Source organism: Bradyrhizobium sp. McL0615 (assembly GCF_049993905.1).
Taxonomy (GTDB): Bacteria; Pseudomonadota; Alphaproteobacteria; order Rhizobiales; family Xanthobacteraceae; genus Bradyrhizobium.
Map to the genome: position 1 here is coordinate 2,252,989 of NZ_CP188254.1, position 14,478 is coordinate 2,267,466.

The 14,478-nt window shown below is 61.7% G+C and carries 9 protein-coding genes; 3 read left to right on the forward strand and 6 right to left on the reverse strand.

Translation table 11 applies throughout. From position 1 onward, the window contains the following. Window positions 1-3: 3 nt before the first annotated feature. From ACPPVP_RS10780 to ACPPVP_RS10790, 3 genes are all read right to left on the reverse strand, one after another. Window positions 4-2,850, reverse strand: a complete 2,847-nt coding sequence (locus ACPPVP_RS10780; RefSeq protein ID WP_426533918.1) for a bifunctional transaldolase/phosoglucose isomerase — start codon at window positions 2,848-2,850, stop codon at window positions 4-6. Window positions 2,851-3,258: 408 nt separating this feature from the next. After that, window positions 3,259-3,708, reverse strand: coding sequence for a DsrE family protein (locus ACPPVP_RS10785; protein WP_426533920.1), 450 nt, complete (start codon window positions 3,706-3,708; stop codon window positions 3,259-3,261). Between the two features lie 72 nt (window positions 3,709-3,780). Then, window positions 3,781-4,383, reverse strand: coding sequence for a hypothetical protein (locus ACPPVP_RS10790; protein WP_426533922.1), 603 nt, complete (start codon window positions 4,381-4,383; stop codon window positions 3,781-3,783). Between the two features lie 503 nt (window positions 4,384-4,886). Between ACPPVP_RS10790 and ACPPVP_RS10795 the strand changes: the two genes are divergently transcribed. From ACPPVP_RS10795 to ACPPVP_RS10805, 3 genes are read left to right on the forward strand one after another with little or no spacing between them, the layout of a single operon-like run. Continuing rightward, window positions 4,887-6,830, forward strand: coding sequence for a PrkA family serine protein kinase (locus tag ACPPVP_RS10795; protein WP_426533924.1), 1,944 nt, complete (start codon window positions 4,887-4,889; stop codon window positions 6,828-6,830). 13 nt (window positions 6,831-6,843) lie between these two features. Continuing rightward, the gene (locus ACPPVP_RS10800; RefSeq protein WP_426533926.1) at window positions 6,844-8,121 is read left to right on the forward strand and encodes a YeaH/YhbH family protein; all 1,278 of its coding nucleotides are present in this window, start codon (window positions 6,844-6,846) and stop codon (window positions 8,119-8,121) included. Beyond that, window positions 8,121-9,665 carry a SpoVR family protein gene (locus ACPPVP_RS10805; RefSeq protein WP_426533928.1) on the forward strand — a complete coding sequence of 515 codons (1,545 nt, stop codon included), beginning with the start codon at window positions 8,121-8,123 and terminating at the stop codon, window positions 9,663-9,665. Before ACPPVP_RS10800 ends, ACPPVP_RS10805 begins: the two co-directional genes overlap by 1 nt. Before the next feature lie 132 nt (window positions 9,666-9,797). Here the strand turns inward: ACPPVP_RS10805 and ACPPVP_RS10810 are convergent, their stop codons facing one another. From ACPPVP_RS10810 to ACPPVP_RS10820, 3 genes are read right to left on the reverse strand one after another with little or no spacing between them, the layout of a single operon-like run. After that, the gene (locus ACPPVP_RS10810; protein ID WP_426533930.1) at window positions 9,798-10,853 is read right to left on the reverse strand and encodes a 2-oxoacid:ferredoxin oxidoreductase subunit beta; all 1,056 of its coding nucleotides are present in this window, start codon (window positions 10,851-10,853) and stop codon (window positions 9,798-9,800) included. Continuing rightward, window positions 10,850-12,700 carry a 2-oxoacid:acceptor oxidoreductase subunit alpha gene (locus ACPPVP_RS10815; RefSeq protein WP_426533932.1) on the reverse strand — a complete coding sequence of 617 codons (1,851 nt, stop codon included), beginning with the start codon at window positions 12,698-12,700 and terminating at the stop codon, window positions 10,850-10,852. Before ACPPVP_RS10815 ends, ACPPVP_RS10810 begins: the two co-directional genes overlap by 4 nt. Next, window positions 12,670-14,469 carry an FAD-dependent oxidoreductase gene (locus ACPPVP_RS10820; RefSeq protein ID WP_426533934.1) on the reverse strand — a complete coding sequence of 600 codons (1,800 nt, stop codon included), beginning with the start codon at window positions 14,467-14,469 and terminating at the stop codon, window positions 12,670-12,672. The genes ACPPVP_RS10815 and ACPPVP_RS10820 overlap by 31 nt, the downstream gene beginning before the upstream one ends. Window positions 14,470-14,478: the final 9 nt, after the last annotated feature.

Consider the following 14,478-nt stretch of genomic DNA (forward strand, 5'->3'; position numbering starts at 1 on the left):
TCCTTAAGCGAGTGCTTCCGCAATCGCGGCATCGAGTGCGGACAATCCAGATCCGAGATCACCCTTGAGATGAACGCGCAACGCACGCCTTCCACGTTCGGTGAGCACGTCGAAATCGCCGCGCGCCTGCGCCGCCTTGATGATGCCGAAACTTGCCTTCTGGCCAGGCACCGGCAAATCCTTGGCATCGTCGGCCGTAATCTGCAGGAACACACCGCTGTCGGGGCCGCCTTTGTAGGCTTGCCCGGTCGAGTGCAGGAAGCGGGGGCCGAATTCAGCGCAGGTTGCAACGTGACTGACGTCGCGTACCGCAAGCCGCATCTTCTGCAGCGAGCCGATGGTGCCGGGGTTGCGTGCGATATAGGCGAGCAGGGCGACATAGTCGCCATCGTCCGAACGCGAAAGATGCGCCTTGATCCACGAGCCGAGCGTGCCGTTGGCGCCGGCCTTGCGCAGCTCGGCTGCGTTATGCGCGTCGGTGTAGAGATCGGCCTGGTCGGTCGAAATGACAGGCTTCTCCGCGGGCAGCGCGCCGGTCTTCTCGAACGCCGCAGTGAGTTCGCGGGTCTTGATCTTGGCGGCTTCCACATCGGGCTGGTTGAACGGGTTGATGCCGAGGACCGCGCCCGCCACGGCGGTCGCCATCTCAAACCGGAAAAATTCCTGGCCGATATGGTCGATCGACTTCATGACGATGCGTACGACGGGATGTCCGGCCGTCTCCAGTGCCTTGAGCCGGTCGTCATGCGAGGCGTCGTCTTCGCCCTCGGTGCGGATATCGATGAAGAAGCGATCATTGCCATAAAGCGAGGGATCGCCGAGCGGTTCGCCGTCGATCGGGATCAGGCCCTTGCCTTCCTTGCCGGTGGACTCGGCGATCAGTTGTTCGGCCCAGGCGCCGAAATCGGCGACTTTCTCCGAGGAGGTGATCGTCACCTTGTCGCGGCCTTCGAGGCCGGCGAGCCCCATCGCCAGCCCAAGCTGCACGCCGGGGTTTTCATGCGGCGGCACGTCGGCGCCGCAGGAGCGCACCATCGCCAGTGCGTGGGTGATCAGGCTGCGAAGGTCGATACCGGCGGCCGCCGCCGGCACCAGGCCGAACGGTGACAATACGGAATAGCGTCCGCCAATCGTGGGATCGCCGTAAAAGATGCGGGCAAAGCCTTGCTTGGTCGCGGTCTTCTCCAGCGACGAACCGGGATCGGTAACGGCGATGAAGCGGTGCCCGGCCTTGTCCTTGCCGATGGTTTTGGCAACGCGATCGAAGAAATAATCCTTCATCACGTTCGGTTCGGTGGTGCCGCCGGATTTGCTGGAGACGATGAACAGCGTGTGGGCGAGATCGACCGTATCCGCCATCGCGCGCACCTGCGCGGGGTCGGTGGAATCGAGCACATGCAGTTTCGGGAAGCCGGATTTCCTGGCGAACGTTTTCGCCAGCACCTCCGGCCCCAGGCTCGATCCGCCCATGCCGAGCACGACGGCATCGCTGAAATTCTGTCCTTTCACACGGCGGGCAAAATCCTCGTAATCGGCGACGTCGGCGGCTGCAGGACTGTTCAGCCAGCCCAGCCATTTGTTCTCGTCGTCACCGGTCCAGACCGATTTGTCCTTCTGCCAGAGGCGGCGGATCGTTGCCAACGCACGCCAATCCTCAGTGCTCTTCTCGACGGCCTTCCTGATGCCGTCGCCCAGCGCGAGTTGCTGCCGGTCGATGCCGCCGCTGAGCGAGGCCGCGCGCTTGTTCGCGACCGCGCCATAGAGCTTGTCGGCGGCATCCGCAAACAACTTGACGCCGTCTTTGACCAGTTCTTCCGTGATGGCGTCGAGCGAGATGCCGGACTTTTCGAGTTCTTCCAGCACGCGGCTTGCGTCCTCGATATTCTCCTCGAGGCTGTCGCGGGGTTTGCCATGGTCGCGGAATGCATCGAGCGTTGCCGGCGGCACGGTGTTGACGGTGTTGGGGCCGATCAGTTCCTCGACATACAGCACATCGCTGTAGTCCTTGTTCTTGGTGCCGGTGGATGCCCACAGCAAACGCTGCGGCTTGGCGCCCTTGGCCGCGAGCTTCTCCCAGCGGGGGCCTGCGAACAGCCGTTTGTAGTCCTGATAGGCAAGCTTGGCGTTGGCGATCGCGACCTTGCCTTTCAGCGCGCTCAGCCGCTCCTTCTCGCTGGGATCATTGGCCCGCGCGATCTTGTCGTCGAGCTGCTTGTCGACCGCGCTATCGATGCGGCTGACGAAGAAAGATGCGACGCTCGCGACGTGCGAGGGATCGCCGCCCTTGGCGACGTATTTTTCGAGGCCCGCGATATAAGCCTCCGCCACCTCGCGGTAGACCTCCTGCGAGAACAACAGCGTGATGTTGATGCTGATGCCTTCGCCGATCAGATGTTCGATCGCCGGCAGCCCTTCCGGCGTGGCCGGCACCTTCACCATCAAATTCTGCCGCTTGACGTCCTTCCAGAGCCGCTCAGCTTCGGCGATGGTCCCCTTGGTATCCATCGCCAGATAGGGCGAGACTTCGAGGCTGACGAAACCGTCGGTGCCGTCCAAGCGGTCGTAGACCGGGCGCAGCACGTCGGCGGCGCTCTGGATGTCCTCGATCGCGACTGCCTCGAACAGGTCGGCGACCGGGCGGTCGCCCTTTTGTAACGCCTTGCCGATCGCGCCGTCATACTCGTCCGAACTGCCGATCGCCTTTTCGAAGATCGACGGGTTCGACGTCACGCCCTTGACGCCATCGGTATCGATCAGAGCCTTGAGGTCGCCCTTGGCGACGAAACCGCGGGCGAGGAAGTCCAGCCAGATCGCCTGGCCATGGTTTTCGAGTGTTTTGACGGGATTCATGGTGCCTGTTCTGTTCGGTCAGTTTCTTGGGTTCCGGGCAGCTTTCGGGGGCAGGGCTGGAAAGTCAACATTTGGTTGGGTATGCCACCGAATGGAAGGGGGACGGTCCGCCACGATAACGCCATTGGCACCGGTTCGATCCCGAAAATGGCCGCTTGCCGGCCTCGGTACGCCGGGCCGGTCCAACCGTCTTTCAGAATGACACTGCCAATCGGCAGGAGCACGAAGTCGTGAAGGATGTCCTTGAGGGACAGTTGCATTTCGTCCGCCCCTCGGAGTGGTCGCAGGAGCCACCGGGATTGTATCCGAACACGAGAAGTATCCAGCTCGATACAGCGGGGAAAGTAGGGCGATCAAATCGCCCAAATGAGCGATCGTTGTGAAAGCTTCACGTCAATCGGCCGTGCCTCAAGGTCGGAGGTAAAGATAGCCCTGCGACTGCAGCTCCGCGATCCGCACCACGCCGCCGCGCTCCGCGGCAACGAAGCCCGGCAGCAAATCCTTCAACGTGACATTCTGCGACTTCATGGTGTTGCCACAGACGGCGAGTTCGAGGCCGGCTTTGGAGAATTGGCTGACGCGCTTTGAAAAATCTGGATTGGCGGAAGCCGAATGAAACGCCCGCAATGCCTGACCGTGAACCACCAGCGCGATCGTGACGTGGTCGGGACCGCCGACGCCGTCGAGATGGTTCTGGATGTTGCCCAGCACGAAGCTGACCTTGTCGAGATCGTTGAGGTGATAGACGACCTTCAATTTTGCCGGAGGCGCTGCTTCGCCGGCCGCGCCGGCGCGAGAGGCGGCAAAGGCTGCGCCGAAAGCCGAAATCGCGCCCCACAGGATATTGCGTCGATGCATGAAATTTCCTCGGCCAAAGTGGTGTGGGTCACAGACCTAAGTAGTGTGGCATAGCAACCTATGTAGGATGGCTCATTTGTGCCGGAGTGCCGCAAGCTCCTTACGATCCGTCACCAACTCGGAGCATTCGTGCAGATCGGCGCGATCAACGCGAAAGATCTTGTCGTCGGCGCCGGCGACCAAATCGTTGCTGGCGTCGTCGTCAGGTTTGTCACGCTCCCAGATCCTGATCCGCTCCAGCCGGATCAGCGCGGATTTGTCGTCCTTCAACGCCACTTCAATGCCGCCGCCTTCGCAATCGACTCCGCAGCCAAGTCGAATTTCGCCGCCGGTGTTTTCGGCGACGATGTGATTGCAGTAGCCGCTGGAATCGAAATTGCCGGCGCGGTGGCGATATTTGAAGCCGAGACGGAACGAATAATTGACGGTCTTGTCTTCCGGTGCGTCCTCGGCCGTCACCAAAAGCTTCATCGCGCTGACCTTCTGTTTCGGATGCTGCGCGAGATGGCTGGCGTCATAACGACGCACGAAGCAGGCATAGGTCTTCTGGCTGAGCGGTCCGCCGAACATCCGGGCATCGAACGCGGTGGCTTTGGTTTTATCGACACCCTCCTGGGCGTGACAGGCATGGGCTCCGACAATGGAGGCGAGGGCGGCGATACAGGCGTATTTCATGGCAGACTCGGATTAAACGTGCGGCATTTGACTTTAGTTGCAGTTGGCCGGCGCCAAGTTCAACGCGCGGGTCGCCAAATGAATGCGTGTTCATCTTGGCCTTATTTGCCGCGGGCTGGCCGTCCGAATGTCACAAAAGGCGCTTGGTATCGCGCGTTCGGACCGTTCCGAAGCCGGATTTTTCCGCTTTGCTGCTTGGGATCGCCAAACCAACGCCGAATCGCGCCGGCACGACCACTCGGAATCCTTAAAAAATCCCTTACATGCTGTTCAGTAGTTAACCGGTGAAAATGTTGCAGCACGGATACAACGCGAGCGAAATGGCACCGTATCTTTACGAGGCAAGCGCCCTTAGCACGACTATTGCATTGCAATGTGAAGTCGCTCGCGTGTCCAATTGGTCCATGTGCTGATTGTGATTCGCGAACGGAAGCTGTGACGCTCCGACACTGGAACCCGAGTGGAGCGTGCGGCATTTACAGGTGACCATGGAGAGACGGATCATGTACAACGATTCTCTGTTCAATGCTTTCGCCCGGTCTTTCGAAGCAAGAAGCCAGACCGACATGTCGATGGCGGAATATCTGGAGTCGTGTCGAAGCGATCCGATGCGATATGCCAACGCAGCCGAACGATTGCTAGCTGCGATCGGTGAGCCTCAGATGATTGACACGGCCAAGGATCCTCGCCTTGGCCGTATCTTTTTGAACCGCACGATGCGGGCCTATCCCGCCTTCGCCGGTTTCTACGGAATGGAAGAGACGATCGAGCGCATCGTAGGCTTCTTCCGCCACGCGGCGCAGGGCCTCGAAGAGCGCAAGCAGATACTCTATCTGCTCGGGCCTGTCGGCGGCGGAAAATCCTCGCTCGCTGAACGGCTCAAGGCGTTGATGGAAGTCCATCCCATCTACGTGCTGAAGGCCGGCGACGAACTCAGCCCGGTGTTCGAAAGCCCGCTCAGCCTGTTCGATCCGGAATCGCTGGGTCCGATGCTGGAGGAGAAGTACGGCATTCCCCGCCGCCGCCTCACCGGACTGATGAGCCCGTGGTGCTACAAGCGCCTCGAAGCCTTCGGTGGCGACATCTCGCAATTCCGCGTCGCCAAGATCCAGCCGTCGCGGCTGCGCCAGATCGCGGTCGCAAAGACCGAACCCGGCGATGAAAACAACCAGGACATCTCGTCGCTGGTCGGCAAGGTCGACATCCGCAAGCTGGAGACCTTCGCCCAGAACGATCCCGACGCCTACAGCTATTCGGGCGGCCTCAACCGCGCCAACCAGGGCATTCTCGAATTCGTCGAAATGTTCAAGGCGCCGATCAAGATGCTGCATCCGCTGCTGACGGCGACGCAGGAGGGCAACTATATCGGGACCGAGAACATCGGCGCGATCCCGTTCACCGGCGTCATTCTCGCTCACTCCAACGAGGCCGAATGGCAGAGCTTCAAGACCAACAAGAACAACGAAGCCTTCATCGACCGCATCTGCGTCATCAAGGTGCCGTATTGCCTGCGCGTCACCGAGGAGCAGAAGATCTATGAGAAGCTGATCCAGGGCTCCGAACTGGCTACCGCGCCGTGCGCTCCGGCCACGATGGAAACGATGGCGCGCTTCTCTGTCATGTCGCGCTTGCGCAAGCACGAGAACTCGACCGTGTTCGCCAAGATGCGGGTCTACGACGGTGACAGCCTGAAGGAATCCGATCCGAAGGCGCGCAGCGTTCAGGAATACAGGGATTCCGCCGGTGTCGACGAAGGCATGGACGGCGTTTCGACCCGCTTCGCGTTCAAGGTTCTGGCTGCGACCTTCAACCACGACACCAATGAGGTCGGTGCCGACGCGGTTCATCTGATGTACACGCTGGAGCAATCGATCCGGCGCGAGCAGCTTCCCGACGAGGTCGAGAAGCGTTACCTCGAGTTCATCAAGGCCGAACTGGCGCCGCGCTATGCCGAGTTCATCGGGCACGAGATCCAGAAGGCTTATCTCGAATCCTATTCGGATTACGGCCAGAACCTGTTCGATCGCTATGTCGACTATGCCGACGCCTGGATCGAGGATCAGGATTTCAAGGATCCCGATACCGGACAACTGCTCGATCGCGAACTGCTCAATCAGGAGCTGACCAAGATCGAGAAACCGGCCGGCATCGCGAACCCGAAGGACTTCCGCAACGAGGTCGTCAAGTTCTCGCTGCGGTCGCGGGCCCAGTACGGCGGCAAGAACCCGTCCTGGACCAGCTACGAGAAGATTCGCGAAGTGATCGAAAAGCGGATATTCTCCCAGGTCGAGGATCTGCTCCCCGTCATTTCCTTCGGGTCGAAGAAGGACGGCGAGACGGAAAAGAAGCATGGCGAGTTTGTCGCGCGCATGGTCGAACGCGGCTACACCGAGCGGCAGGTCCGCCGGCTGGTCGAGTGGTACATGCGCGTAAAACAGGCTGGCTGAGGCGGATGAAAACGTGGCCATTCACATCGTCGACCGGCGCCTGAATCCGGGTAGCAAGAGTCTGGAAAATCGGCAGCGCTTTCTGCGCCGGGCCAAGGCGCTGGTGCAGGGGGCGGTGAAGAAATCGTCGCAGGACCGGGACATCAAGGATGTCCTGGAAGGCGGTGAGGTCAGCGTCCCGATCGACGGCATGGACGAGCCGCGCTTTCGCCGCGAGGGCGGCACCCGCGACATGGTGATGCCCGGAAACAAGAAGTTCATCGAAGGCGATATCCTTCCGCGGCCGAACCCGAGCGGCGGCAAGGGAAGGGGGGCAGGCGAGGGCGACAGCGAAGATGCGTTCCGCTTCGTTCTCAGCCGCGAGGAGTTTGTCGACCTGTTCCTGGACGATCTGGAACTGCCCGATCTCGCCAAGCGAAAGCTGGCCGAGGTCGAAAGCCAGGGCATTCGCCGGGCGGGTTACACGACATCCGGCTCGCCGGCCAATATTTCGGTGAGCCGAACGGTCAGTCGCGCGCTCGCGCGGCGCGTCGCGCTGCGGCGGCCGAGGCCGGAATTGCTGGCGGCCCTCGAGGCGGAGCTTGAGGATTGCAGCGACGAGGCGCGCCGCATCGAGCTGATGGCCGAGATCGAGGCCCTGAAGGCGAAGATCAAACGCATCCCGTTCATCGATCCGATCGACATCCGCTACCGGCGCTTCGAGACGGTGCCGAAGCCGGTGGCGCAGGCCGTCATGTTCTGCCTGATGGACGTCTCGGGTTCGATGACCGAGCACATGAAGGATCTCGCCAAGCGCTTCTACATGCTGCTCTATGTGTTCCTGAAGCGGCGCTATCGTCACGTCGAGATCGTTTTCATCCGGCATACCGACCGGGCCGAAGAGGTCGACGAGCAGACGTTCTTCCACGGACCGGCTTCCGGCGGCACGCTGGTGTCGAGCGCGTTGCAGGCGATGCACGACATCGTGCGGTCGCGGTTCCGGCCGGAGGACTGGAATATCTATGCCGCACAGGCTTCCGACGGCGACAATTCCTACGCCGACGGCGAGGTCACGAGCCGCCTCCTGACCGACAAGATCCTGCCGGTCAGCCAGTTTTTTGCCTATCTGGAAGTCGGCCAGGAGAACGGCCTTAGCTACGAAATGCCGAATTCGTCGCTGTGGACCCTTTACGAGGGCCTGCGCGCGAGCGGCGCGCCGCTGTCGATGCGCAAGGTCAACGAGCGCAGCGAGATCTTCCCGGTGTTTCATGATCTCTTCCAGCGGCGTGGCCCGCAAGAAAGGACCGCCTGATGACCGCGACCGACCAGTTGCTGTTTCAGGGCGCCGACTGGGATTTCCGAACGCTGCAGCGGATCTGCGATGCTTGCGAGCAGGTCGCGCGGGACGAACTGGGGCTCGATGTCTATCCCAACCAGATCGAGGTCATCACCGCCGAGCAGATGCTGGACGCCTATTCGTCGGTCGGCATGCCGCTGTTCTACAAGCACTGGTCATTCGGCAAGCACTTTGCCTTTCAGGAGGCATCCTATCGCAAGGGGCTGATGGGGCTGGCCTACGAGATCGTCATCAACTCGTCGCCGTGCATTTCCTACCTGATGGAGGAAAATACCGCGACGATGCAGACGCTCGTCATCGCGCATGCCGCTTTCGGCCATAACCATTTCTTCAAGAACAACTACCTGTTCAAGCAATGGACCGACGCCGACGGCATTCTCGATTATCTTGAATTCGCCAAGCGCTATGTGACGCATTGCGAGGAACGCCATGGCCGGTTGGCGGTCGAGCACACGCTCGATGCCGCGCACGCCCTGATGTCGCACGGCATCGATCGCTATCCTGGCAAGAAGAGTCTCGATCTTCGCGCCGAGGAAAAGCGGGCGGGCCGGCGCCGCGCCCACGAGGAGAGCGCCTTCAACGATCTGTGGCGCACCGTGCCCGCCGGCAAGGTGAAGAGCAGTGCGATACTTGATGTCGAGCACCGCCGCCAGATGCTGGGCCTGCCGCAGGAAAACCTGCTGTATTTTCTGGAGAAGACGGCGCCGCGCCTGCGTCCCTGGCAACGCGAGATACTGCGGATCGTGCGCCACATCGCGCAGTATTTCTATCCGCAGAGCCAGACCAAGGTGATGAACGAGGGCACCGCGACCTACGTTCACTATCGCATCATGAGCCGGCTGCACCAGCAGCGGCGGCTGACGGACGGTAATTTCCTCGAATTCCTGCAGTCGCACACCAACGTCGTGTTCCAGCCAGAATTCGACGACCCTCGCTACTCCGGCTTCAATCCGTATGCGCTGGGATTTGCGATGATGCAGGACATCGAGCGCATCGTCACCGAACCGGACGCCGAGGACCGCGAGTGGTTTCCGGATATCGCCGGCAAGGGTGACGCAATGGGCGTGCTGCGCGACATCTGGGCCAATTATCGCGACGAAAGCTTTATCAGCCAGTTCATGAGTCCGCGGCTGATGCGGCACTTCCGCCTGTTCCATCTGCACGACGATCCGGAGGATCGCTCCGGTATCCTGGTCGACGCCATCCACGATGAGCGCGGCTACCGCCGGCTGCGGCGCGAGCTGGCGCGGCAGTACGACGTCGGCTTCATCGACCCGAATATCGAAGTCGTCGATGTCGATCTTGCCGGCGATCGCCGCCTGATGCTGCGCCATACCGTGGTGAAGGGCGCTCAGCTCACCGAGGCCGACACCAAGCGTGTGCTGCAGCACCTTGCCGATCTCTGGAGCTACGACGTGTCGCTCGTCGAGGTCGACACATCAGGCAAGGTGTTGAGGGAGTATATCGCAAACCCGCGGAGCATCGCCGTGGCGGCATAGCCGGGTTTCCTCATGGTGAGGAGCCGCGTCAGCGGCGTCTCGAACCATGCGTCCCGCTGGTGCCGTTCATCCTTCGAGACGGCCGCGTTGCGGCCTCCTCAGGATGAGGGCCAGTGCAGCCGACCCAGTGAGCTACCGCAGGCTGGCGTTGATCTTTTCCAGCGCTGATGTGCCGGGGCACAGATCCTTGGCTTCCAGCGTATTGAGCGGCGTCTCGACGGTGTCGAGATGGGTGTGTAGATCTTCCGAATCCGGATCGACATACAACAGCCCGGTGACCACCTGGCCCTTGGCGGCATGCTTCTGCAGGAAGGTCATCGCCGCCAGCCGGTCGTTGGCGTCATAGTCGGCGTCGATCTTGCGCAGCGCCAGCCGCGTGCCGTCATGCTGTTCGACCACCTGAACCGTGCCCGGTGCGTAATCGACCGTGATTGGGTCGCGGCCGGTCAGCACGTCGAGCCGGTTCACCGCGTCATTGTGTTCGCGGACATAGTCGAAACTCTTGGTCGAGCCGGCATGGTTGTTGAAGGCGATGCAGGGGCTGATGACGTCGATGAAGGACGCGCCCTTGTGCCGGATCGCAGCCGCAATCAGCGGCACCAGTTGGTTCTTGTCGCCGGAAAAACTGCGCGCCACGAAGCTGGCGCCGAGCTGCAGCGCGATCGCCACCAGGTCGATCGCGTTGTCGGTGTTCATCACGCCCTTCTTGGACTTCGAGCCGCGGTCGGCGGTGGCCGAGAACTGGCCCTTGGTCAGGCCGTAGACGCCGTTGTTCTCGACGATGTAGGTCATGTTGACACCACGCCGGATCGAATGCGCGAACTGGCCGAAGCCGATCGAGGCACTGTCGCCGTCGCCGGAGACGCCGAGATAGATCAGGTCGCGGTTGGCGAGGTTGGCGCCGGTCAGCACGGACGGCATGCGGCCGTGCACCGAGTTGAAGCCGTGCGAATTGCCGAGGAAATAGTCCGGTGTCTTCGACGAGCAGCCGATGCCGGAGATCTTCGCCACCCGGTGCGGCTCGATCGACAGCTCGTAGCAGGCTTCGATGATGGAGGCGGTGATCGAGTCGTGGCCGCAGCCGGCGCACAGCGTCGAGATCTTGCCCTCGTAGTCGCGGTGGGTATAGCCGAGCTCGTTCTTCGGCAGGCCGGGATGATGAAACTTGGGCTTTGCAATGTAGGTCATGACACGGCCTTGCGGAGAGGGGTCACCTTGAGATGATCCTGATGGTCGCCGATGGCGTTGGCGATGAAGCGGGCGGTGATCGGCGTGCCGTCATAGTGCACGATCGGCACCAGCCGGACCGGATCGATGCCGTTCTCGTTGACGATCAACTGGCGCAGCTGGGCGTCGCGGTTCTGCTCGACCACGTAGACGAAGTCATGATCGGCGATGAAGCTCGCCACGCTGGAGTGGAACGGGAAAGCACGGATGCGCATGCGGTCGAGCTGATGCCCGCGCGCTTCCAATAGTCCGATCGCCTCGTCCATCGCGGGCGCCGTCGAGCCGAAATAGATCACGCCGTATTTGGTCGGCTTGGCGGCGTTGGCCTGCAACGGCCGCGGCACCATGTCCTGGGCGGTTTCGAACTTGCGCACCAGCCGCTGCATGTTGTCGGCATAGATCGCGCCTTCTTCCGAATAGCGCGCGTAACGGTCGCGCGAGGTGCCGCGCGTGAAGAACGAGCCCTTGGTCGGATGCGTGCCGGGATAGGTGCGGTAGGGAATGCCGTCGCCGTCGACGTCGAGATAGCGGCCGAAGTCGCGGCCGGGCTCGTCGAGCATTTCCGCGGTCATCACCTTGCCACGATCATATTGCCGGGCGTCGTCCCATTTCAGCGGGCGGCACAGCCGGTGGTTCATGCCGATGTCGAGATCGAGCATCAGGAAGATCATGGTCTGCAGCCGCTCGGCGAGATCGAACGATTGCGCCGCGAACTCGAACGCTTCGGCCGGATCTTCCGGGAACAGCAGGACGTGCTTGGTGTCGCCGTGGGACGCATAGGCGCAGGCGATGATGTCGCATTGCTGGGTGCGCGTCGGCATGCCCGTTGAAGGGCCGGCGCGCTGGATGTTCATGATCACGGCCGGAATTTCCGCAAAATACGACAGGCCGATGAATTCGGTCATCAGGGAGATGCCGGGGCCGGAGGTCGCGGTAAAGGCGCGCGCACCGTTCCAGGACGCGCCGATCACGATGCCGATGGAGGCGAGTTCGTCTTCGCCTTGCACGATCGCGTATTTCGCCTTGCCGGTCTTGGGGTCGTGCCGCAGCTTCTTGCAGTGGCTCGTAAAAGCCTCGGCCACCGACGACGACGGCGTGATCGGATACCAGGCGCAGACGGTGGCGCCGCCATAGACCGCGCCCAGCGCTGCCGCGCTATTGCCTTCCATGAAGATGCGGTCGCCGACCTTGTCGGCCTTCTTCACCTGCAGCCCGATCGGGCATTTCAAGTTCTGCAGCGCCCAGTCGCGGCCAAGATGCAGCGCATGGACGTTGGAGGACAGCAGCTTTTCCTTGCCCTTGTATTGTTCGGAGATCAGTTGCTCGACGATTTTCGGATCCATGTCGAGCAGTGCGCACACCGCGCCGAGATAGATGATGTTCTTGAACAGCTGGCGCTGGCGCGGATCGGTGTAGGTCGAATTGGTGATCGCGGTCAGCGGCACGCCGATCACGGTGATGTCGCTGCGAAATTTCGACGTCGGCATCGGTTTGGTCGAATCGTAGAACAGATAGCCGCCCGGCTCGATCGAGGCGACATCCTTGTCCCAGGTCTGCGGGTTCATCGCCACCATCAGGTCGACGCCGCCGCGGGCGCCGAGATGGCCGGCTTCGGTGACGCGCACCTCGTACCAGGTCGGAAGGCCCTGGATGTTGGAGGGGAAGATGTTGCGCGGTGAGACCGGCACGCCGTGGCGCAGGATCGAGCGCGCAAACAGCTCGTTGGCGCTCGCCGAACCCGAGCCGTTGACGTTGGCGAAGCGGACGACGAAGTCGTTTACGCTGCTGATCGGGCTTTGGTCTGGCATGTTGATCCCGCGTGAGTCATATCGATGAGGTACTTTTGCATGTCCCAGGCGCCGGTGGGGCAACGCTCGGCGCACAGCCCGCAATGCAGGCAGACGTCCTCGTCCTTCACCATGACGCGCCCGGTCTTGAGCCCGTCGGCGACATAGAGCGCCTGGTCGTGGTGCGGCGAGGGCGCTTTCAGCCGCTGCCGCAGATCGTCTTCCTCGCCGTTCTCCGTGAAGGTGATGCAGTCCATCGGGCAGATGTCGACGCAGGCGTCGCATTCGATGCAGGCGGGCGCCGAGAATATGGTCTGCACGTCACAGTTCAGGCAGCGCTGCGCCTCGCCGAGCGCGAGCTTGACGTCATAGCCGAGCTCGACCTCGGTCCTGATGTCCTTTAGCGCGATCACCTTGTCGCGATGCGGCACCTTGTAGCGCTTGTCGCCGGAGATGTCGTTGTCGTAGCTCCACTCGTGGATGCCCATCTTCTGCGACGAGACATGAACTTCGGGCAGCGGACGCTCGGTAATGTCCTCGCCCGAGATCATCTTGTGGATCGACAGCGCGGCGTCGTGGCCGTGCGCGACCGCCCAGATGATGTTCTTGGGGCCGAACGCCGCGTCGCCGCCGAAGAAGACTTTTGGATTGGTCGAGACAAAAGTTTTCGCATCGACCTGCGGCATGTTCCACTTGTCGAACTCGATACCGCAATCGCGCTCGATCCAGGGAAACGCATTCTCCTGGCCGACCGCGACCAGCACGTCGTCGCAGGGGATGGTCTGGTCGGGTTCGCCCGAGGGCACCAGGTTGCGGCGGCCCTTGGCGTCATATTCGGCCTTCACCTTCTGGAAGGTGACGCCGATCAGCTTGCCGGCTACATGCTTGAACGCCACCGGCACCATGAAATTGAGGATCGGGATATCCTCGTGAAGCGCGTCTTCCTTTTCCCAGGGGCTCGCCTTCATTTCCTCGAAGCCGGAACGCACGATCACCTTGACGTCCTCGCCGCCGAGCCGGCGCGCGGTCCGGCAGCAATCCATCGCGGTGTTGCCGCCGCCGAGCACAATCACGCGCCTGCCGATCTTCTCGACATGGCCGAACGAGACGGATGATAGCCATTCGATCCCGATGTGGATGTTGGCGCCGGCTTCCTTGCGGCCGGGGATGTCGAGCTCGCGGCCGCGCGGTGCGCCGGAGCCGATGAAGATCGCGTCATAATTTTCGCTGAGCAGCTTCTTCAGACTGTCGACGCGATGGCCGCCCTTGAAGTCGACGCCGAGGTCGAGAATGTAATCGGTTTCCTCGTCGATCACCGTATCCGGCAGGCGGAACTTTGGAATCTGACTTCGCATCATGCCGCCCGCCTTGGGGTCGGCATCGAACACGGTGCAGTGATAGCCGAGCGGCGCGAGGTCACGCGCCACAGCGAGCGAGGCGGGACCGCCGCCGACCAGCGCAATGCGCTTGCCGTTCTTCGCCAGCGGCTTCGGCATCCGGTGCTTGACGTCGTCCTTGAAGTCGGCGGCAACGCGCTTCAGGCGGCAGATCGCAACCGGCGTCTCTTCGACGCGGCCGCGACGGCACGCCGGCTCGCACGGGCGATCGCAGGTGCGTCCCAGAATTCCGGGAAACACATTCGATTTCCAGTTGATCATATAGGCGTCGCTATAACGCCCTTCAGCAATCAGACGGATGTATTCGGGAACTGGCGTGTGAGCGGGACAAGCCCATTGGCAATCGACCACTTTGTGAAAGTAGTCTGGCGCCGAGATATCAGTCGGTTTCATTCCTACCTT